The sequence below is a fragment of the Actinomycetospora callitridis genome, assembly GCF_028737265.1.
Classification (GTDB): domain Bacteria; phylum Actinomycetota; class Actinomycetes; order Mycobacteriales; family Pseudonocardiaceae; genus Actinomycetospora; species Actinomycetospora callitridis.
The window spans coordinates 347,663-367,344 of the sequence record NZ_JAQZAK010000003.1 but is presented as its reverse complement, the minus strand read 5'-3'; the positions used below and the strand labels follow the sequence as shown (position 1 = coordinate 367,344).

The 19,682-nt window shown below is 74.9% G+C and carries 23 protein-coding genes; 20 read left to right on the top strand and 3 right to left on the bottom strand.

All coding sequences use genetic code 11. The features are described 5' to 3' along the window. Positions 1–13 precede the first annotated feature (13 nt). Both hisD and PH191_RS13155 read left to right on the top strand, forming a co-directional pair. The gene (gene hisD / locus PH191_RS13160; RefSeq protein ID WP_274195046.1) at positions 14–1,342 is read left to right on the top strand and encodes a histidinol dehydrogenase; all 1,329 of its coding nucleotides are present in this window, start codon (positions 14–16) and stop codon (positions 1,340–1,342) included. 1 nt (position 1,343) lies between these two features. Further along, positions 1,344–2,465 carry a histidinol-phosphate transaminase gene (locus PH191_RS13155; RefSeq protein ID WP_274195045.1) on the top strand — a complete coding sequence of 374 codons (1,122 nt, stop codon included), beginning with the start codon at positions 1,344–1,346 and terminating at the stop codon, positions 2,463–2,465. Positions 2,466–2,622: 157 nt separating this feature from the next. On the opposite strand, the gene PH191_RS13150 is transcribed toward PH191_RS13155, so the two are convergent. Continuing rightward, positions 2,623–3,123, bottom strand: coding sequence for a winged helix-turn-helix transcriptional regulator (locus tag PH191_RS13150; RefSeq protein WP_274195044.1), 501 nt, complete (start codon positions 3,121–3,123; stop codon positions 2,623–2,625). A gap of 99 nt (positions 3,124–3,222) precedes the next feature. Between PH191_RS13150 and PH191_RS13145 the strand changes: the two genes are divergently transcribed. Further along, entirely contained in the window at positions 3,223–3,846 is a 624-nt protein-coding gene (locus PH191_RS13145; RefSeq protein WP_274195043.1) for a dihydrofolate reductase family protein, read from the top strand. Positions 3,847–3,850: 4 nt separating this feature from the next. On the opposite strand, the gene PH191_RS13140 is transcribed toward PH191_RS13145, so the two are convergent. After that, positions 3,851–4,108 carry a hypothetical protein gene (locus PH191_RS13140; protein ID WP_274195042.1) on the bottom strand — a complete coding sequence of 86 codons (258 nt, stop codon included), beginning with the start codon at positions 4,106–4,108 and terminating at the stop codon, positions 3,851–3,853. A gap of 166 nt (positions 4,109–4,274) precedes the next feature. Between PH191_RS13140 and hisB the strand changes: the two genes are divergently transcribed. The 10 genes from hisB (at position 4,275) to hisI (ending at position 10,591) form a co-directional block, all read left to right on the top strand. Then, the gene (gene hisB, locus PH191_RS13135; RefSeq protein WP_274195041.1) at positions 4,275–4,880 is read left to right on the top strand and encodes an imidazoleglycerol-phosphate dehydratase HisB; all 606 of its coding nucleotides are present in this window, start codon (positions 4,275–4,277) and stop codon (positions 4,878–4,880) included. After that, a complete protein-coding gene (locus PH191_RS13130) occupies positions 4,877–5,044 on the top strand; it encodes a hypothetical protein (RefSeq protein WP_274195040.1) in 168 nt (55 codons plus the stop codon). Before hisB ends, PH191_RS13130 begins: the two co-directional genes overlap by 4 nt. Before the next feature lies 1 nt (position 5,045). Further along, positions 5,046–5,666, top strand: a complete 621-nt coding sequence (locus PH191_RS13125) for a class I SAM-dependent DNA methyltransferase (protein WP_274195039.1) — start codon at positions 5,046–5,048, stop codon at positions 5,664–5,666. A gap of 10 nt (positions 5,667–5,676) precedes the next feature. Beyond that, on the top strand, positions 5,677–6,360 hold the full coding sequence (gene hisH, locus PH191_RS13120; protein ID WP_274195038.1) for an imidazole glycerol phosphate synthase subunit HisH: 684 nt from the start codon (positions 5,677–5,679) through the stop codon (positions 6,358–6,360). Positions 6,361–6,467: 107 nt separating this feature from the next. Next, entirely contained in the window at positions 6,468–6,902 is a 435-nt protein-coding gene (locus PH191_RS13115) for a YciI family protein (protein WP_274195037.1), read from the top strand. Positions 6,903–6,937: 35 nt separating this feature from the next. Next, complete coding sequence (locus PH191_RS13110; protein WP_274195036.1) at positions 6,938–7,363, top strand: YciI family protein; 426 nt, start codon at positions 6,938–6,940, stop codon at positions 7,361–7,363. Continuing rightward, positions 7,363–8,640, top strand: coding sequence for an RNA polymerase sigma factor (locus tag PH191_RS13105; protein ID WP_274195035.1), 1,278 nt, complete (start codon positions 7,363–7,365; stop codon positions 8,638–8,640). Before PH191_RS13110 ends, PH191_RS13105 begins: the two co-directional genes overlap by 1 nt. Positions 8,641–8,665: 25 nt before the next feature. Further along, positions 8,666–9,400: a bifunctional 1-(5-phosphoribosyl)-5-((5-phosphoribosylamino)methylideneamino)imidazole-4-carboxamide isomerase/phosphoribosylanthranilate isomerase PriA gene (gene priA / locus PH191_RS13100; RefSeq protein WP_274195034.1), complete on the top strand. Its 735-nt coding sequence runs from the start codon at positions 8,666–8,668 to the stop codon at positions 9,398–9,400. Positions 9,401–9,461: 61 nt separating this feature from the next. Continuing rightward, complete coding sequence (gene hisF, locus PH191_RS13095; RefSeq protein ID WP_274195033.1) at positions 9,462–10,235, top strand: imidazole glycerol phosphate synthase subunit HisF; 774 nt, start codon at positions 9,462–9,464, stop codon at positions 10,233–10,235. Beyond that, entirely contained in the window at positions 10,232–10,591 is a 360-nt protein-coding gene (gene hisI, locus PH191_RS13090) for a phosphoribosyl-AMP cyclohydrolase (RefSeq protein WP_274195032.1), read from the top strand. The genes hisF and hisI overlap by 4 nt, the downstream gene beginning before the upstream one ends. On the opposite strand, the gene PH191_RS13085 is transcribed toward hisI, so the two are convergent. Next, positions 10,546–11,508, bottom strand: a complete 963-nt coding sequence (locus PH191_RS13085) for a LysR family transcriptional regulator (RefSeq protein ID WP_274195031.1) — start codon at positions 11,506–11,508, stop codon at positions 10,546–10,548. The genes hisI and PH191_RS13085 overlap by 46 nt on opposite strands. A 74-nt stretch (positions 11,509–11,582) precedes the next feature. Between PH191_RS13085 and PH191_RS13080 the strand changes: the two genes are divergently transcribed. From PH191_RS13080 to lgt, 7 genes are all read left to right on the top strand, one after another. Beyond that, on the top strand, positions 11,583–12,587 hold the full coding sequence (locus PH191_RS13080; RefSeq protein ID WP_274195030.1) for a DMT family transporter: 1,005 nt from the start codon (positions 11,583–11,585) through the stop codon (positions 12,585–12,587). 357 nt (positions 12,588–12,944) lie between these two features. Beyond that, the gene (locus tag PH191_RS13075; protein ID WP_274195029.1) at positions 12,945–14,582 is read left to right on the top strand and encodes an anthranilate synthase component I; all 1,638 of its coding nucleotides are present in this window, start codon (positions 12,945–12,947) and stop codon (positions 14,580–14,582) included. Next, positions 14,579–15,286, top strand: a complete 708-nt coding sequence (locus PH191_RS13070) for a Trp biosynthesis-associated membrane protein (RefSeq protein WP_274195028.1) — start codon at positions 14,579–14,581, stop codon at positions 15,284–15,286. The genes PH191_RS13075 and PH191_RS13070 overlap by 4 nt, the downstream gene beginning before the upstream one ends. A 40-nt stretch (positions 15,287–15,326) precedes the next feature. After that, positions 15,327–16,136, top strand: coding sequence for an indole-3-glycerol phosphate synthase TrpC (gene trpC, locus PH191_RS13065; RefSeq protein ID WP_274195027.1), 810 nt, complete (start codon positions 15,327–15,329; stop codon positions 16,134–16,136). Positions 16,137–16,218: 82 nt separating this feature from the next. Continuing rightward, on the top strand, positions 16,219–17,538 hold the full coding sequence (trpB, locus tag PH191_RS13060) for a tryptophan synthase subunit beta (RefSeq protein ID WP_274195026.1): 1,320 nt from the start codon (positions 16,219–16,221) through the stop codon (positions 17,536–17,538). Positions 17,539–17,555: 17 nt separating this feature from the next. Beyond that, entirely contained in the window at positions 17,556–18,347 is a 792-nt protein-coding gene (gene trpA / locus PH191_RS13055; protein WP_274195295.1) for a tryptophan synthase subunit alpha, read from the top strand. A 23-nt stretch (positions 18,348–18,370) separates the two neighbouring features. Continuing rightward, a complete protein-coding gene (gene lgt, locus PH191_RS13050) occupies positions 18,371–19,486 on the top strand; it encodes a prolipoprotein diacylglyceryl transferase (RefSeq protein ID WP_274195025.1) in 1,116 nt (371 codons plus the stop codon). Positions 19,487–19,682 lie beyond the last annotated feature (196 nt).

Below are 19,682 nucleotides of genomic sequence, written 5' to 3'. Positions count from 1 at the left end.
CTACCCTGGAGCCGTGCTGTCCCGGATCGACCTGCGTGCCTCCGTCCCCGCCCCCACCGAGCTGCGGGCGCTGCTCCCGCGGGCGGCGGTCGACGTCGACGCCGTCGTCGAGCGGGTCCGCCCGGTGATCGACGCGGTGCGCGACCGCGGCGCGGAGGCGGCCCTCGAGTACGCCGAGCAGTTCGACCGGGTGCGCCCGGAGTCGGTCCGCGTGCCCCACGCCGCCCTGCGCGAGGCGCTCGACGCCACCGACCCCGAGGTCCGCGCCGCCCTCGAGACCTCGATCGAGCGGGCGCGCACGGTCCACACCGACCAGCGCCGGGTCGACACGACGACGCAGGTGGTGCCCGGCGGCACGGTCACCGAGCGCTGGGTACCGGTGTCCCGCGTCGGGCTCTACGCCCCCGGCGGGCTCGCGGTCTACCCGTCGAGCGTCGTGATGAACGTGGTGCCGGCCCAGACCGCGGGCGTCGAGGGCCTCGTCGTGTGCTCGCCCCCGCAGGCCGAGTTCGGCGGGCGCCCGCACCCCCTGATCCTCGCCGCGGCCGCGCTGCTCGGCGTGGACGAGGTGTGGGCCGTGGGCGGCGCGCAGGCCGTCGCGCTGCTCGCCTACGGCGGCACGGACACCGACGGGTCGGCGCTCGAGCCGGTCGACATGGTGACCGGGCCGGGCAACATCTACGTCACCGCGGCGAAGCGGGTGCTGCGCGGGCGCATCGGCATCGACTCCGAGGCCGGCACCACCGAGATCGCGATCCTCGCCGACGACACCGCCGACCCCGTGCACGTCGCCGCCGACCTCATCAGCCAGGCCGAGCACGACCCCGCCGCCGCGTCGGTGCTGGTGACGACGTCGCCCGCGCTCGCCGACGCCGTCGACGCCGAGCTCGACGCCCAGGTGGCCACCACCAAGCACACCGAGCGGATCACCACGGCCCTCGGTGGTCCCCAGTCCGGCACGATCCTGGTCGGCGACGTCGAGGACGGGCTCCGGGTGGTGGACGCCTACGCCGCCGAGCACCTGGAGATCCAGACCGCGGACGCCCGCGACGTGGCCGCCCGGGTGCGCAACGCCGGCGCGGTGTTCGTCGGACCGCACAGCCCCGTCTCGCTCGGCGACTACTGCGCGGGCTCCAACCACGTGCTGCCCACCGGCGGCTGCGCGCGGCACTCCAGCGGCCTGTCGGTGCAGACGTTCCTGCGCGGCATCCACGTCGTCGACTACTCGGCCGACGCGCTGGCCGAGGTCGCCGACCGCGTCGTGGCCCTCGCCGACGCCGAGGACCTGCCCGCGCACGGCCAGGCCGTCACGGCGCGCTTCGGGCGTCGGAAGGACCGCTGAGATGTCCGACGTGATCGGCGCCGGGGTGACCCTCGACGCCCTGCCGCTGCGCGACGACCTGCGCGGGCGCAGCCCCTACGGCGCGCCGCAGCTCGAGGTCCCGGTCGCCCTCAACACCAACGAGAACCCGTTCCCGCCGCCGCCGGCCCTGGTGGAGAGCGTGGCCGTCGCCACCCGCGAGGCCGCGGCGACCCTGAACCGCTACCCCGACCGCGACCACACGGCCCTGCGCGCGGCGCTGGCCGCCTACCTCACGCGCGCCACGGGCGTCCGGCTCACCACCGAGAACCTCTGGGCGGCCAACGGCTCCAACGAGGTGCTCCAGCAGCTCCTGCAGGCCTTCGGGGGCCCGGGGCGCACGGCCCTGGGCTTCGAGCCGTCGTACTCGATGCACCCGATCCTCGCCGCCGGCACGCGCACCGAGTGGGTGCCCGCGCCCCGGCGCGACGACTTCTCGCTCGACGCGGACCAGGCGGTCGGCGTGATCGCCGAGAAGCAGCCCGACGTGCTGTTCGTGACCACGCCGAACAACCCGACGGGCCAGTCGGTCGAGCTCGACGAGCTGCGGGCCATCGCCGAGGCCGCCCCCGGGCTCGTCGTGGTCGACGAGGCGTACGTCGAGTTCTCGTCCGGTCCCTCGGCCGTCGAGCTGCTCGAGCCCCTGGGCCACAAGCTGGTGGTCAGCCGCACGATGTCCAAGGCGTTCGCCTTCGCCGGCGGCCGGCTCGGCTACCTCGCGGCCGCGCCTGCGGTGATCGAGGCGCTGATGCTCGTCCGGCTGCCCTACCACCTCTCGGCCCTCACCCAGGCCGCGGCGCTGGCGGCGCTGGAGCACGCCGACGACACCCTGGCCCTCGTCGCCACCCTGTCCCGCGAGCGCGACCGGATCGCCGCGGCGCTCACCGACCTCGGCGCGAGGGTCGTGCCGAGCACCGCGAACTTCCTGCTCTACGGCGGGTTCCCGTCCCGGCACGGCGATGCCCACGCCGCCTGGCAGGCCTACCTCGACGCCGGCGTCCTCGTCCGCGACGTCGGCATCCCGGGGATGCTGCGGGTCACGGTGGGCACGCCGGAGGAGAACGACCGGTTCCTCGAGGTCAGCGCAGACGTCCTGCGCGGGTGATCCGGGGCTCTCCACAACGATCTCTCGGAAGTGCACGCAGCGCTCGTGCACCGGCGGCACTGTCGAGAGATCGAACGGGAGAGGTTCCGTCGAGGGGCACGTTCGGCAGGCGCCCGGGCCCGTCGATCATGCGCAGCGTGCCTCTCGTGCCGCGCACTCAGCCGGCCGCGCGCTCCCGGGCCGCGTCGCGCGCGGCGCGCAGGCGGGCGAGGACCGGCTCGCGGGGGTGGGGCGGGTCCGGCGCGCCCAGGTGGGTCACGCGCAGCTCGGCCATGAAGTCCTCCCACATCGCCGGGCCGCCCTCCTCGAGCAGCTCGGCGCGCACGGCGAGCTCCTCGGTGGTCTCGCGGTGGCGGCGACCCCAGGAGCCCAGGGCGGCGAACACCGGCACGAGCGCGATCGAGGACTCGGTGAGGCTGTAGGTGGCGCGCCGGCCGCGGCCCGGGTCGTCGCGGGTGAGCATGCCGTCGGCGACGAGACGCTGGAGCCGGTCGGCCAGGATGTTCGAGGCGATGCCCTCCTCGGAGTTCGAGAGCAGCTCGCGGAAGTGGCGGCGCCCGCCGAAGACGATGTCGCGCAGCACCAGCAGCGTCCACGAGTCGCCGAGCGCCTCGACCGCCCTGTTGATCGGGCAGCCCGATCGCCCGTCCTGTCGCATCCGACCTCCCGGAAGACTGGTTGCAACTTACCACCGGAAGTCATTACCTTCTCTTCACCGATTGTGAACTGCAACCACTGCCGAGTCCAGGAGGACGCCATGGCCCGCCTGCGTGTCCACGCGCTCACGCTCACGCTCGACGGCTTCGCCGCGGGCACGGACCAGCGGGCGGACGCCCCGTTCGGCGACGGCGTCGACGGGCTCCACGAGTGGATGTCCGCGTCGTTCCGCGGCGAGGGCACCGGTGTCGACCACGCCGAGTTCCTGGCCGGCAGCGAGAACATCGGGGCGACGATCATGGGGCGGAACATGTTCGGCCCGATCCGTGGGGAGTGGCCGGACGAGGGCTGGCGCGGCTGGTGGGGCGAGACCCCGCCCTACGGCCACGACGTCTTCGTGCTGACCCACCACCCGCGGCCCTCGCTGCCGATGGACGGCGGGACGACCTTCCACTTCGTCGAGGCGACCCCGGCCGAGGTCCTCGCGCAGGCCACCGAGGCCGCCGGCGGTGTGGACGTCCGCCTCGGCGGCGGCGCGTCCACCGTGCGGGCGTTCCTCGCCGACGGGCTCGTCGACGAGATGCACCTCGTGATCGTCCCGATCCTCGCGGGCGCGGGGGAGCGGCTCTTCGAGGGGCTCGACGCCCTGCCCGCGGGGTACCGGGTCGAGGCGCTGGTCCCGGGGGAGAGCGGGAACGTCCACGCGCGGGTCGTGCGCCGGTAGCGCTTTACGGTCCCTGGTAGGCCATGTCGTCGTCGTCGAGTCGCCCGCCGAGGAGCCGCCGTCCGAAGCGCGTGTGCCATCCTTTGCCGTTGCACTTCCGGCACCGCCGATAGACCAGCCGACCCAGCAGACGCGGGGCGAAGTCACGGCCGGTCGAGACGTAGCAGCGTCGGCACCGCTTGCGCGGCCAGCGGTACAGCGAACCGACGTAGACGACGACGGTCACGACGGCGGCCACGATCAGCCCGGTCGTCAGATCCACGTCGTCCCCCTCACACGGAGCGACCGCGCGCCGCGGCCCTCCTCGCCCGTGTGATCCGTTCCCCCGACCCACACGACCGCGTCAACGTTAGGTGACGACGCGGACCACCACGATCGGCCGTTCGGGGTGGCAGCGTGCTCCTGGCCCGGGTGCGTAGCCTGGACACGTGGGGCGAACGGGACGCGTGGAGCGGGTGACCAAGGAGTCGAGCGTGCTCGTCGAGATCGATCTCGACGGCACGGGGCGCACGGAGGTCGCCACCGGCGTGCCCTTCTTCGACCACATGCTCGACGCGCTGGGCAAGCACGGCGCGCTCGACCTGGTGGTCCGGGCGACCGGGGACGTCGACATCGACGCCCACCACACCGTCGAGGACGTGTCGATCGTGCTCGGGCAGGCGCTCAAGCAGGCACTCGGCGACAAGTCCGGCATCCGGCGCTTCGGCGACGCCTGGATCCCGATGGACGAGGCGCTCGCGCAGGCCGTCGTCGACGTCTCGGGCCGGCCCTACTGCGTGCACACCGGCGAGCCCGACTCCATGGCCGGGTTCGTCGTCGGCGGCAACTACCCCACGGTGCTCAACCGCCACGTCTTCGAGTCGATCGCCTTCCACGCCGGCATCGCCCTGCACGTGCGGGTCACCGGCGGTCGCGACCCCCACCACATCACCGAGGCCGAGTACAAGGCGCTCGCCCGCGCCCTGCGCGCCGCGACCGAGCCCGACCCGCGTCTCGAGGGCCCCGCGTCGACCAAGGGCGTCCTGGAGTCGTGAACTCCGGTGACCTCCTGATCGTCGGGCTGCTGGCGCTCGCCGGGTTCCTCATCGGCGGCGTGGTCAGCTTCTGGTCGCGCAACAGGTTCGGCGCGGTCGTGTGCGCCGTGCTCGCCGTGCTGGCGCTCGGTGCCGCGGTGCTGCGTCTCGTGCCCGGCGCCTGAGGTGGCCACCGACGTCGAGGACCGGCTCGCGGCCCTCCTCGCGGCGGGCGAGGTCGAGGAGGTCCGTCGCCTCTACGACGAGTGGGCGCCGACCTACGACGGCGAGGAGGTCGCGGCTCTCCTCGGGCACGCCGGGCCCGAGCGCGTCGCCGCCCGGGTCGCCGAGCTCGTCGACCCGCGCGCCGACGTCCTCGACGCCGGGTGCGGGACGGGGCTGGTCGGCGTCGCCCTCGCCGCCCGGGGGTTCGGCTCGGTCGACGGCCTCGACCTGTCCCGGGGCATGATCCGCCAGGCCCGGCGGCGGCGGGTCTACCACGACCTGGGCCCCGCCGACCTGCGTCGCGGCGTGCCGGGCGCCCGCGCCAAGTTCGGGGTCGTCACCTGCGTCGGCGCCCTCGTCCCGGGCCACCTCGGACCGGGCGCCCTCACGGGCTTCGCGCGGGCCGTCGTCGCCGGCGGGTACGTGGTGGCCGCGATCCCCGAGGACACCTGGAACGACGCCGGGTACGACGCCCAGGTCGCCGGGCTCGCCGAGCAGGGGTACGCGAGCCCCGTCGCGGGCGCCGACGGACCCGACCCGGACGGCCCGGGACGCCTGCTCGTGCTCCAGGTGCCTCGGTAGCCTGGAGGTCGTGACCACCTCGTCCCCGTCGACCACGGAGAACCCCGCCCGCACCCGGTCCCCGCGCGTCGTCGTGCTCGACTACGGCTCGGGCAACCTGCGGTCGGCCGAGCGGGCCCTGCAGCGGGTCGGCGCCGACGTCGAGGTCACCGCCGACCACCGCGCGGCCCTCGCCGCCGACGGGCTCGTCGTGCCCGGCGTGGGCGCCTTCGCGGCGTGCGCGGCAGGCCTGCGCTCGGTGTCCGGCGAGCGCCTCATCGAGCAGCGCCTCGCGGGCGGACGACCCGTGCTCGGCATCTGCGTGGGCATGCAGGTGCTCTTCGAGCGTGGGGTCGAGTTCGGCGAGGAGGCCCGGGGCGCGGGGCAGTGGCCCGGGACCGTCGAGAAGCTCCAGGCCGACGTGCTGCCCCACATGGGGTGGAACACGGTGTCGGCGCCGGAGGACAGCGTGCTGTTCGCCGGCATGGACCCGGCCACGCGCTTCTACTTCGTCCACTCCTTCGGGGTGCGCCGCTGGGAGCAGGAGGCGCCCGAGCACTTCCGGCCGGCGCGGGTCACGTGGGCGCACCACGGTGAGGACTTCGTGGCCGCCGTGGAGAACGGGCCGCTGTCGGCCACCCAGTTCCACCCCGAGAAGTCGGGCGACGCGGGCGCGGAGCTGCTGACCAACTGGCTCGGCGCACTCCGCCGGTGATTTCCCGACGATTTTCCCGAGACCGTGTCGAAGACCCCCGGAGCCGTTCGACGCGTGGGTGAGCGGCGGGGCAGAGTGCCCCGTCGACGAGCCACGAGGAGCGACCGATGCGCTACATGCTGATCATGGAGGCCCCCGAGTCGATGAGGATCGGCGAGGCCGACGCCCCACCGGCCGACGAGGTCTTCGAGGCGATGGGCCGGTTCAACCACGACCTCGTCGAGGCCGGCGTCCTGCTGGCCGCCGAGGGCCTGGCGCCCAGCTCCGAGGGGTTCCTCGTGACCCACGACGGCGAGGGCCCGAGCGTCACCGACGGCCCGTTCACCGAGGCCAAGGAAGTGGTCGCGGGGTTCTGGATGCTCGAGGTCGCCTCCCGCGAAGAGGCCGTGCAGTGGGCGCGGCGCTGCCCGATCGGCCCCGGCGTGACGCTCCAGGTCCGCCGCATCCCGGAGATGGCCGAGCTCGAGGGTGTCGCGCCCGCCGAGGTGCTCGACGCCGAGACCACCCTGCGGCAGCGGATCGCCGAGCGCCAGCAGGCCTGACCCCACCGACACCCCGACGAGTCCAGGAGATCCCGATGCGCTTCATGCTGCTGCTCAAGTACGACGAGAACGCCCAGAAGGACACCCCGCCGGACCCCGCGATGTTCGAGGAGATGGGCCGGTTCAACACCGCGATGGTCGACGCCGGCGTGCTGCTCGCCGGCGAGGGCCTCGCCCCCAGCTCGCAGGGTGCCGCGGTCACGTTCGACGGCGAGGAGCCGACCGTCAGCGACGGCCCGTTCACCGAGGCCAAGGAGCTGGTCGGCGGGTTCTGGATCCTCAAGGTCGACTCGCTCGAGGAGGCGCTGTCCTGGGCCAAGCGCGCGCCGTTCCGGGACGGGGAGCGCCTCGAGGTGCGGCGCGTGTCCGAGGCCGAGGACTTCGAGGGCCTCGCGCCGCAGGAGGTGCTCGACGCCGAGGAGGAGCTGCGGGCGCGGCAGGCGCAGCAGCACGGGAGCTGATGACGACGACCGCCACGGACCCCTCCCACACCGATCCCTTCGCCCTCCTCGAAACGGTGTGGCGGATGGAGTCCGCCCGGATCGTGGCCGGCGTCGCGCGGGTCGTGCGCGACGTCGGCCTCGCCGAGGAGCTCGCCCACGATGCGCTCGTCGCGGCCATGGAGCAGTGGCCGCGCGACGGGGTCCCCGACAACCCCGGTGCGTGGCTCGCCGCGACCGCCCGGCGCCGCGCGATCGACGTGATCCGGCGCGAGCAGAACCTGGCGCGCAAGACCGAGCTCCTGGACGAGCCGGGCGTCGCCCCGGCCGCGGACGCGGCGGTCGGGGACGGGGCGGCGGCGGTGGGCGACGACGTCCTCGCCCTGCTCTTCGCCACCTGCCACCCGGCGGTCGCCCGCGAGTCCCGGGTCGCGCTCACGCTGCGGCTGTTCGGCGGCCTGACCACCGACGAGATCGCCCACGCGTTCCTCGTCCCGTCGCCGACGATCGGTCAGCGGATCTCGCGGGCGAAGAAGCGGCTGGCCGGCGTGGGGCCCGACGCCCTGGCCGTGCCCGTCGGCGACGAGCTCGCCGCCCGGCTGGGCGCGGTGCTCGAGGTGATCTACCTCGTGTTCAACGAGGGCTACGCCGCGACGACCGGCGTGGACTGGACGCGCCCGTCCCTGTGCGTCGAGGCGATGCGCCTCGGGCGCGTCCTCGCCGCCCTGGCCCCCGAGGAGCCCGAGGTGCACGGGCTCGTGGCGCTCATGGAATTGCAGGCCTCGCGCCTGCGGGCGCGCGTCGGGCCGTCGGGGGAGCCGGTGCTGCTGGGCGACCAGGACCGCGCGCGCTGGGACCGCGTGCTGCTCGGGCGTGGTCTGGCCGCGCTGGCCCGCGCCGAGGCGGACGGGCGGCGCGGGCGCTACGTGCTGCAGGCGGCGATCGCCGCGTGCCACGCCCGCGCCCGGTCCACCGACGACACCGACTGGGCGGCGATCGCGGCCCTCTACGCCGAGCTCGCGGCGCTCACCCCGTCCCCGGTGATCGAGCTCAATCGGGCCGTGGCCGTCGCCCGTGCCGAGGGCCCGGAGGCCGGGCTCGCGGTGCTCGAGCCCCTGACCAGGGAGCCGACGCTCGCCGGCTACCACCTGCTGCCGGCGGTGCGCGCCGACATGCTCACGACGCTGGGCCGCGTCGACGAGGCCGTCGCCGAGATCGAGCGCGCCCTCGATCTCGTCCGCACCGTGGCCGAACGGGAGCTGCTGGAGCGCCGGAAGGCGGCTCTGCTCGGCTCCTGACGGCCGCTGGCTACGATCGCGCGCCGTGACCATCGACCTGCTGCCCGCCGTGGACGTCGTCGACGGACAGGCCGTCCGCCTCGTCCAGGGCGTCGCCGGCACCGAGACCGGCTACGGCGACCCCCTCGACGCGGCGCGGGCCTGGGCCGCCGACGGGGCGGAGTGGCTGCACCTCGTCGACCTCGACGCCGCCTTCGGGCGCGGGTCCAACGCGGAGCTGCTCGCCTCGGTGGTCGAGAAGATCGACATCAAGGTCGAGTTGTCCGGCGGCATCCGGGACGACGCCTCGCTGCGCCGGGCGCTCGACACCGGCTGCCGGCGGGTCAACATCGGGACCGCGGCGCTCGAGGACCCCGCCTGGTGCGCGTCGGCGATCGCGGAGTTCGGCGACCGGGTGGCCGTGGGGCTCGACGTCAAGATCTCCGAGGGGCGCCACCGGCTGGCGGCGCGCGGCTGGGTGTCCGACGGCGGCGACCTCTGGAGCGTGCTCGCCCGCCTCGACGCCGAGGGCTGCGCGCGCTACGTCGTCACCGACGTGGGCCGCGACGGGACGCTCACCGGGCCGAACACCGAGCTGCTCGAGGCGGTGTGCGCGCGCACCGACCGCCCGGTGGTGGCCTCCGGCGGGGTCTCGTCCCTCGACGACCTGCGGATCCTCAACGGCCTCGCGGACCAGGGCGTCGAGGGCGCGATCGTCGGCAAGGCCCTCTACGCCGGCAACTTCACCCTGGCGGAGGCGCTGGCGACGACCCGTACGTGAGTGGAGTTCCCGGCTATGGCCGGGAAGATCACTCACGGGGGACGCGGTTAGGCTGGGCGGTATGGGTGTCGCCGTCCGCGTGATCCCCTGCCTGGACGTCGACGCGGGCAGGGTGGTCAAGGGCGTCAACTTCGTCGACCTGCGCGACGCGGGCGACCCCGTCGAGATGGCCCGGCTCTACGACGCCGAGGGCGCCGACGAGCTCACCTTCCTCGACGTGAGCGCCTCCTCGGGCGAGCGCGAGACCACCTACGACGTCGTGCGGCGCACCGCCGAGCAGGTCTTCATCCCGCTCACCGTCGGCGGCGGCGTGCGGACGAACGAGGACATCGACAAGCTCCTGCGCGCCGGCGCCGACAAGGTCGGCATCAACACCGCCGCGATCTCCCGCCCGGAGTTCCTGGGCGAGGCCAGCCGCCGCTACGGCTCGCAGTGCGTCGTCCTGTCGGTCGACGCCCGGCGCGTGCCCGCGGACGGGCAGCCGACGCCGTCGGGCTTCGAGGTCACCACGCACGGCGGTCGCCGCGGCACCGGCATCGACGCCCTGGAGTGGGCGCAGCGCGGCCAGGAGCTCGGCGTCGGCGAGATCCTCCTGAACTCCATGGACGCCGACGGCACGAAGGCCGGCTTCGACCTCGAGATGATCAGCAAGGTGCGCTCGCTCGTCGACGTGCCGGTGATCGCCAGCGGGGGAGCGGGCGCCGTCGAGCACTTCGGGCCGGCCGTGGCGGCGGGGGCGGACGCGGTGCTCGCGGCGAGCGTGTTCCACTTCGGGATCATGCGGATCGGTGAGGTCAAGGACTCCCTGCGCGAGGAGGGGGTGGAGGTCCGGTGAGCGAGACGTGGACGCTCGACCCCGCCGTCGCCGCCCGGCTCAAGCGCTCCCCCGACGGCCTCGTCTGCGCGGTGGCCCAGCAGCACGACACCCGCGAGGTCCTCATGGTCGCGTGGATGAGCGACGAGGCCCTGGCGCGCACGCTCGCGACCCGCGAGGGCACCTACTGGTCGCGCTCGCGCGGCGAGCTGTGGATCAAGGGTGCGACGTCGGGCCACGTGCAGAAGGTCGTCGAGGTGCGCCTCGACTGCGACGGCGACACCGTCCTGGTGCTGGTCGACCAGTCCGGCGCCGCGTGCCACACCGGCGATCACACCTGCTTCGACGCCGACCAGCTGCTCGGCCCCGAGGCCTGAGCCGGCCCCTCCTGGGCCGCGTCGCGCTCGGCGGCGACGTCGGTGAACGTCGCGACCGCGGCCCGCACCGCCGCCGTCCCGCGGTCGGTGCGCCACACGGCGTCGATGCTCCGGCGCAGCGGCGGCGTCGTCGTCGCCGCGACGACGCCCGCCGGTAGCGGGGGACGCGCGAGGCGCGGGACCAGCCCCGCGACCCCGATGCCCGCGACCAGCTCGACGTGCATCCCGAACCCGCAGACCTGGCACGTCACCCGGGGCTGGAGTCCCGCCCGGCGCAGCGTCTGGAGCAGCCACGCGCCCGCCCGGGTGTGGACGCCGTCGGCCACCCAGTCGAGGTCGTCGACCTCGGCGAGGTCGACCGGTCCCGGACCGGCCAGACGGTGGCCGGCCGGCAGGAGGAGGTCGATGACGTCGTCGCAGAGGCGGGCGCGCGAGGTGCCGGCCGGGACGGGGGCGGGCGAGCCGTCCCAGTTCTCCACGATCGCCAGATCGAGGTCACCGGCCAGCACGGCCGGCACGGTCTCCTCGGCCTCCCCGTCGGCGAGGGCGACCCGCAGGTCCGGGTAGGTCGCCCGGAGGCGGGCGAGCGCGGCCGGGGCGAGGGCGTGCACCGACGTCGGGATCGCGCCGATGCGCAGCTCGCCCACGACCTCGTCGCGCAGCCGGTCGAGGTCGAGCCGGGCGGTGGCGACGCGGGCGAGGATGTCCGCGGCGTGCTCGGCGAGCATCCGGCCCGCGGGCGTGAGGCGCAGGCCCCGCCCCGCCGGCTCGGTGAGCACCGCGCCCGCCTCGCGGTCGAGCTTCGCCAGCTGCTGCGACACCGCCGACGGCGTGAGGTGCAGGGCGGCCGCCGCGCCGGCCACCGACCGGTGCGTCGCGAGAGCGTCGAGGGCCCGGAGCCGGTCGAGGGCGAACACGGTAGCGACTCTAACGAGTTCGAGGCAGGAAACCTCGCTGGTCCTCAACGGTCATCGGACCGACCATCGAGGGCGTGACGCGATCCCTCGTCGGCCCCGCCCCGGCCGGTCCCTCGGTCGTGCCCCGCGTCGACCCGCGTCTGGTCGCCGTCGCCGGCAGCCTGTGCATCGCGTTCTCGCCGATCTTCATCGCGCTCGCCGACGTCAGCCCGGGCACCGCGACGTTCTTCCGCTGCGCGCTCGCGCTCCCGCTGCTCGTGCCGCTGGCCCTGCTCGAGCGGCGGCGCCGCCTGCGGTCGTCGCCGACGACGGGCAACCGTCCGCTCGTGCTGTTCGTCGGCGGCGCGCTGCTCGGACTCGACATGACCCTGTGGGCGGAGTCCGTGCACGCCGTCGGGGCCGGGGTGTCGACGGTGCTGGTCAACGTGCAGGTGGTGATCCTCCCGCTGCTCGCGTTCCTCGTCCTCGGTGAGCGGGTGCGCCGCACGTTCGTGCTCGCCGTGCCCGTGATGCTCGTCGGTGTCGCCCTGGCGGGCGGCCTCCTCGGTGACCCGGAGGCGGTGACCGGCGTCGCCCCGGTCCGCGGCACCGTGACCGCGCTGATCGCCGCGGCCGCCTACGCGGGCTATCTGCTCTTCGTGCGCCTCGGCGCCGGTCCGGGCCAGCGGTTCACCCCGGTCGCGATCGCCACCGTCGGGGCCGCGGTGACGTCGTTCGCCGTCGGCTCGTTCTGGCAGGGGATCGACCTCGCGCCGGACGCGCGCTCCCTGATGTGGCTCGTCGTGCTGGCGATCGTCGGCCAGGTCGTCGGCTGGGTGCTCATCGCGTCCGCCCTGCCGCGCCTCGCGTCCTCCACCGGCGCCTCGATCCTCCTGCTGCAGCCCGTGGGCGCGGTCCTGCTCGGCGCGCTGATCCTCGCCGAGGTGCCCGGGGTGCTCCAGCTCGTCGGCTGCGCCGTCGTCCTCGGCGCCGTGGCGGTGGCGGCGCGGACCCGGGCCACGCCGACGGCGCCGGCGGGGGAGCCCGCGCCGGACGCCGACGTGGCCGGGCCGGAGGCCCCCGCGACCCCTCGTCGGTGACGGTCGCTCCACCGGGGACGGGCCGGCCCCACCTCCGGGGGTGGACCTCTCCATCTCGATCTCTCCGGAGTGTCACCAGTGCTCTCGGGTGAGACCACGCTGACGGCACTCCCGGGAGATCGAGATGGAGAGCTGCCCGTCCGACCCGCCGCGACGGGCACGTTGCGCATGGTCATCGGGCAGGCGCGCCTGCCGAACGTGCCCCTCGTTCGACAGAGCCGCGGTGCCCGCGCCGATCAACGGGGAGTTCCGGCGCATAGAAGCAGCGAACGGCGCGTTCGCTGCTCTCGGGTCGCGCGCACGCGACCGCGACCCCGGTTGCCGAGGGGTGTCGGGGCCGGGGGCCAGAATGGGGCCGTGGCCGTCTCCGACCCCTCCGCCGCCCCGCTCGGTGCGGTCGTACCCGATCGCGCGGGGTTCCACGCCCTGGCGGCGCACCACCGCGTCATCCCGGTGACGCGGCGGCTGCTGGCCGACGGGGAGACGCCCGTCGGGCTCTACCGCAAGCTCGCCGGCCGGCGACCCGGCACGTTCCTGTTCGAGTCCGCGGCGCACGGCGAGTCGTGGTCGCGCTGGAGCTTCGTCGGGGCACGCAGCGCCGCCACGCTGACCGAGGCCGACGGCCGCGCGGTGTGGACCGGGCAGGTGCCGGTCGGCCTGCCCGGCGGCCCGGACGACGAGGCGCACTCCGACGACCCGCTGGTCGTCCTGCGCGAGACCCTGCAGCGCCTGCGCACCGACCCGCTGCCCGGCCTGCCGCCGCTCACCGGGGGTCTCGTCGGCTACGTCGGCTACGACGCGGTCCGTCGGCTCGAGCGCGTGCCGGAGCACGCCACCGACGACCTGCGGCTGCCCGAGATGGTCATGCTGCTCGCCACCGACGTCGCGGCGCTGGACCACCACGAGGGCACGGTCACGCTCATCGCCAACGCGGTGAACTGGGACGACAGCCCCGAGCGGGCCGACGCCGCCTACGACGACGCGCTCGCCCGGCTCGACCGCATGACCGCCGAGCTCGGGGCGCCCGCGCCGTCGACGGTCGCCTCGGTGGATGCGCCCGCCGGTCCTCCGACGGTGCGGCGGCGCCGCTCGCCCGAGGAGCACCACGCCGCGATCGAGGTCGCCAAGGAGCGGATCCGCGCCGGCGACGCGTTCCAGGTGGTGCTCTCCCAGCGCTTCGAGACCGAGACGTCGGCCGACGCGATGGAGATCTACCGGATGCTGCGGATGACCAATCCCAGCCCGTACATGTACCTGCTGCGGCTCGCGGACGCCGACGGCCGGCCCTTCGAGATCGTCGGGTCGAGCCCGGAGGCGCTGGTCACCGTGCGGGACGGTGTCGCCACCACGCACCCGATCGCGGGCACGCGCTGGCGGGGGGCGGACGCCGAGGAGGACACGCTGCTGGCGAAGGACCTCCTCGCCGACGAGAAGGAGCGCGCCGAGCACCTCATGCTCGTCGACCTCGGCCGCAACGACCTGGGACGGGTCTGCGTGCCGGGCACGGTGACGGTGCGCCGCTTCTTCGAGATCGAGCGCTACAGCCACGTGATGCACCTCGTCAGCACGGTCACGGGGCGCCTCGCCGCCGGGCGCACCGCGTTCGACGCCGTGGCCGCGTGCTTCCCGGCCGGCACGCTCTCGGGCGCGCCGAAGCCGAAGGCGCTGGAGATCATCGAGGAGCTCGAGCCCACCCGGCGCGGGCTCTACGGCGGCATCGTCGGCTACCTCGACTTCGCCGGCGACGCCGACACCGCGATCGCCATCCGCACGGGCCTGCTGCGCGACGGCGTCGCCCACGTGCAGTCCGGCGGCGGCATCGTGGCGGACTCCGACCCGGTCGCCGAGGACACCGAGTGCGTCAACAAGGCGCGCGCGGTCCTCGCCGCCGTCGCGGCCGCGGGCACGCTCGCCGCGCCGTCGGGCACGGCGGGCACGGGCTCGAACGGCACCGCCGCGGTCCCGCTCGCCGATCGCCTCCCGGCGGCGCCGTGAGCGCGGCGGCGCCGCAGCCACCCGCCGGCGGGCACGCCCCGGCGCGCCTGCTCGGCCTCGTCGTGGTGCTGCTCGTGGTCGCCTCCGCCGTGCTGTGGGGCTCGTCGCGCGCCACGTGGGTGAGCCAGGTGATCGACGGCCTCCCGGCGCCCCGCACGAACACCGCCGAGGGCGCCCGCGCCGAACCGATCCTCGTGCCGTGGGCGCTGCTGTGCCTCGCCGCGGTCGGTGGGCTCCTCGCGACGTCGGGATGGGGCCGGCGGGTCGTCGGCACCCTCGTCGCCGTCGCCGGCCTCTGGGCGGTGCTGCGCGGCGTGGTGGGACTCGTCGCGCCGGCGGCCACCGCGCTGCCCGTGGGCCTGCGCCCCGGCGACCGGCCCCTGCCCGCCGAGGCGGTGCCCGCGGGCCCGATCGTCGGTGTGGTCGGCGGGCTGCTCATGCTGGCGGCGGGCCTGCTCGCCGCCCGGTGGGCCGCGGTCCTGCCGCGCATGGGGGCGCGCTACGACGCCCCCGGCGGCCCGGCCGCGCCCCGCGTGCCACCCGCGGACCCGGACCGGGCGCTGTGGGAGGCGCTCGACGACGGCCGGGACCCGACCCGGGAACCGACCCACGATCCCTCGGGCGAACCAGCGCCGGACACCGCCCGCAGGCAGGGCTCCGGCCCTCCCGACGGGGTGGGCAGCACGGAAGGGGCAGCGGGTTAACATGGAGCGAACTCAGACGGGGGAAAGGGGCAGACCCGGCGTGAGCGTCCTGGAGGAGATCCTCGACGGGGTTCGGGCCGACCTCGCCGCCCGCGAAGCCGCCGTTCCCTTCGCGGCCGTCAAGGACCTCGCAGCGGCCGCACCGCCGGCTCTCGACGCCCTCGCCGCGCTGCAGGGCCCCGGCATCGGTGTCATCGCGGAGATCAAGCGCGCGAGCCCGTCGCGGGGTCCGATGGCCGAGATCCCCGATCCGGCCTGGCTCGCGGGCCGCTACGTCGACGGTGGAGCGCGGGTCATCAGCGTGCTCACCGAGCAGCGGCGCTTCGGCGGCTCGCTGGACGACCTCGACGCCGTCCGGGCCGCGGTCGACATCCCGATCCTGCGCAAGGACTTCGTGATCGGCACCTACCAGGTGCACGAGGCGCGCGCCCACGGCGCCGACCTGGTCCTGCTCATGTGCTCGGTGCTCGAGCAGAACGCCCTCGACGCCCTCGTCGACCGCGTGCACTCCCTCGGGATGACGGCGCTGGTCGAGGTGCACAACGAGGAGGAGGCCGACATGGCGCTGCGTGCCGGCGCCAAGCTCGTCGGCATCAACGCCCGCGACCTGCACACCCTCGAGGTCGATCGCTCGGTGTTCAGCCGGATCGCCCCCGGCCTGCCCGGCGAGGTGCTGCGTGTCGCCGAGTCGGGCGTGCGCGGCCCCGGCGACCTCATGACCTACGCCGGCCACGGTGCCGACGCCGTGCTCGTCGGCGAGTCCATGGCCACGGCGGAGGACCCGCGGGCGGCGGTGCGCCAGCTGGTCACTGCGGGCTCGCACCCCGCGTGCCCGAAGCCGGCGCGCTGAATCCCCGTCGCCCTGAATTCCCGGCCCTCGGCCTCGTAGCATCGCCGACGACCCCCGCACATCCCGCAGGAAGAGCTCCACGATGACGTCGGCCAGCACGGCGAGCACGGCCAGCCAGGGCCTCGCCGGGACCACGCACGAACCCGACGACACCGGGCACTTCGGACGCTGGGGTGGGCGCTACATGCCCGAGGCACTCATCGCCGCGGTCGACGAGGTGGCCGCGGAGTACGAGAAGGCGCGCCACGACCCGGCATTCCTCGCCGAGCTCGACCGCCTGCAGCGCGACTACGCCGGCCGTCCCTCGCCGGTCACCGACGCGCGCCGGCTCTCCGAGCACGCGGGCGGGGCGCGCATCCTGCTCAAGCGGGAGGACCTCAACCACACCGGCTCGCACAAGATCAACAATGTGCTGGGCCAGGCGCTGCTCACCAAGCGGATGGGCAAGACCCGGGTCATCGCCGAGACCGGCGCGGGCCAGCACGGCGTGGCCACCGCGACCGCGGCGGCGCTCATGGGCCTCGAGTGCATGGTCTACATGGGCGAGGTCGACACCGAGCGCCAGGCGCTCAACGTCGCACGGATGCGCCTGCTCGGCGCCGAGGTCGTGCCCGTCACCACGGGCTCGCGCACGCTGAAGGACGCGCTCAACGAGGCCTACCGCGACTGGGTCGCGAGCGTGGGGCACACCCACTACATCCTCGGCACCGCCGCGGGCCCGCACCCGTTCCCGCGGATGGTGCGCGACTTCCACCGCGTCATCGGCCTGGAGGCCCGCGAGCAGGTGCTCGCCGCGTACGGGCGCCTGCCCGACGCCGTCGTCGCGTGCGTGGGCGGCGGGTCCAACGCGATCGGGATCTTCCACCCGTTCCTCGACGACGCCGACGTCCGCCTCATCGGCTACGAGGCCGCGGGCGACGGGGTCGCGACGGGGCGGCACGCCGCCTCGATCACCGGCGGCACGCCGGGCGCCCTGCACGGCGCGATGTCCTACCTGCTGCAGGACGAGGACGGCCAGACGCTGGAGACGCACTCGATCTCGGCGGGCCTCGACTACCCGGGCGTCGGCCCGGAGCACGCGTTCCTCGCCGACTCCGGGCGCGCGAGCTACGAGCCCGTCACCGACGCCGAGGCCATGGACGCCTTCCGGCTCCTGTGCCGCACCGAGGGGATCATCCCGGCCATCGAGTCGGCCCACGCGATCGCCGGGGCCGTGCGGCTCGGCCGGACCCTGGGTCCGGAGGCCACGATCCTGGTCAACCTCTCCGGCCGGGGCGACAAGGACGTCGACACGGCCGCGCGCTGGTTCGGGGTGGTCGACCCCGAGTCGCTGCCCACCGAGGAACCGCCGCCGGCCGAGGACGCCGACGGGGCCGTCGCGAGCGGGGAGCGGGAGCTGTGACGGCGACCGGCACCGGCATCACCCGCCTCGCCGAGGTCTTCACCACCGCGAAGGCCGAGGATCGCGCTGCGCTGATCGCCTACCTGCCCTCGGGCTACCCGACGATCAAGGGCTCGCTCGGGCTGCTGACGCAGGCCCTCGACGCGGGCGCGGACCTCGTCGAGGTCGGCCTGCCGTACTCCGACCCCGTGCTCGACGGCCCGGTGATCCAGCACGCCGTCGACGCCGCGCTCAAGGGCGGGGTCCGGGTCCGCGACACCCTCGCGATCGTCGAGCAGCTCGCGGAGCGGGGCGGGCGCGCCGTGGTGATGACCTACTGGAACCCGGTGCTGCGCTACGGCGTCGACGCCTTCGCGCGCGACCTCGCGGCCGCCGGCGGGCTCGGCGTGATCACGCCGGACCTCGTGCCCGACGAGGCCGGGAGCTGGCTCGCCGCCGCCGACCGCGAGGGCCTCGCCCCGATCTTCCTCGTCGCGCCGTCGTCGTCGGACGAGCGGATCGCGTCCACCACGGCGGCCACCCGCGGGTTCCTCTACGCCGCCTCGACGATGGGCGTCACGGGCGCCCGGGACGCCGTCTCGGACACCGCCACCAGCCTCGTCGCGCGGGCCCGGACGCACACCGACCTGCCGATCGGCGTGGGGCTTGGCGTGCGCAACGGCGCCCAGGCCGGCGAGGTCGCCACCTTCGCCGACGGCGTGATCGTGGGCTCTGCCCTGGTGAGCGCCGCCGAGCACGGCCGGGCGGCCGTCGCCCGACTCACCACCGAGCTCGCCGCGGGCGTCCGGGGCCAGCACACGGGTCGTTGACCCACGGCAGATAGCGTGGCGCCGTGCTTGCCGCGGTCCTGCCCACCTACCTGCCCAGCCCGCCCCAGGGTGTGTGGGAGCTCGGGCCGGTCCCGCTGCGGGCGTACGCGCTCTGCATCATCGCCGGCATCGTCGTGGCGATCCTGTGGACCGAGCGGCGCTTCGTGGCGCGGGGCGGCGAGCCGGGCACGGTCACCGACATCGCGGTGTACGCGGTGCCGTTCGGGCTGATCGGCGGGCGGCTCTACCACGTGGCCACCGACTGGCCGACGTACTTCGGCCCCGGCGGGAACCCGATCGCGGCGCTGTTCATCTGGCAGGGCGGGCTCGGGATCTGGGGCGCGATCGCGCTGGGTGGTGTCGGCGCCTGGATCGGCTGCCGGCGGCGCGGCGTCCCGCTGACGGCGTTCGCCGACGCCGCCGCGCCGGGCATCGTCACCGCTCAGGCCATCGGCCGCCTGGGCAACTGGTTCAACCAGGAGCTCTACGGGGCGCCGACGACGCTGCCGTGGGGACTGGAGATCTACCGCCGGATCGACCCCGTCACGGGCGCGCCGGACAACCTCACCGGCATCGCGGTCGACACCACGCCGATCGCGATCGTGCAGCCGACGTTCCTCTACGAGCTGCTCTGGAACCTCGCCGTCGCAGCCCTCGTCGTGTGGGCGGACCGCCGCTTCCAGCTGGCCCACGGGCGGGCCTTCGCCCTCTACGTGGCCGGCTACACCGCGGGGCGCTTCGTCATCGAGCTCCTGCGCACCGACCCGGCGACCCGGGTGTTCGGGGACGTGCGGATCAACGTCGTGGTCTCCGCCGTCGTGTTCCTCGGCGCCGTGTTCTACCTGTGGTGGGTCCGCGGACCGCGCGAGGTGTTCGGCCGCGACGCCGCCGGTTCGGGCGACGGGGACCCGGGTACGCCTGCGTCCGTGGCCAGCACCAACAGCACCGGGGATCCCGACGAGGACCAGCGCGCCCGCAACGAGGCGAGCGTGCGCCGCGACGAGAGGTCGCCCGCCGCCGAGCCCGGGGGCAAGGGCGGGTCGGCGAACAGCAGCAGCGTCGACGCCGCACCCGCCGACCCGGAGCAGGAGCGCGAGGAGGACGCGCCGGCGGAGCCCCCGTCGGCCGCGAAGAGCTGACGCACACCTCACCGGCGGGCCTGCCACGGGCTCGCTGACGGACTAGGATCGGGCACGCACCGCGCAGGACGTCGGGGTCCGGCGCCGCCGTTCCCGTGCCCGTCACCCTCCCACCGGGTTCGACCCACGGACCCGCCGCACGCACGACGCGCGGCGGTGGCAACGCCGTCACTCATCCTGGGCCACCGTCGTCCCC

What these genes read in the sequence shown, in the direction of transcription:
- PH191_RS13155 (WP_274195045.1), top strand. Translation starts at nt 1,344, where the DNA reads ATGTCCGACGTGATCGGCGCCGGGGTGACCCTCGACGCCCTGCCGCTG.
- PH191_RS13150 (WP_274195044.1), bottom strand. Translation starts at nt 3,123, where the DNA reads ATGCGACAGGACGGGCGATCGGGCTGCCCGATCAACAGGGCGGTCGAG.
- PH191_RS13145 (WP_274195043.1), top strand. Translation starts at nt 3,223, where the DNA reads ATGGCCCGCCTGCGTGTCCACGCGCTCACGCTCACGCTCGACGGCTTC.
- PH191_RS13115 (WP_274195037.1), top strand. Translation starts at nt 6,468, where the DNA reads ATGCGCTACATGCTGATCATGGAGGCCCCCGAGTCGATGAGGATCGGC.
- PH191_RS13110 (WP_274195036.1), top strand. Translation starts at nt 6,938, where the DNA reads ATGCGCTTCATGCTGCTGCTCAAGTACGACGAGAACGCCCAGAAGGAC.
- PH191_RS13105 (WP_274195035.1), top strand. Translation starts at nt 7,363, where the DNA reads ATGACGACGACCGCCACGGACCCCTCCCACACCGATCCCTTCGCCCTC.
- hisF (WP_274195033.1), top strand. Translation starts at nt 9,462, where the DNA reads ATGGGTGTCGCCGTCCGCGTGATCCCCTGCCTGGACGTCGACGCGGGC.
- trpB (WP_274195026.1), top strand. Translation starts at nt 16,219, where the DNA reads ATGACGTCGGCCAGCACGGCGAGCACGGCCAGCCAGGGCCTCGCCGGG.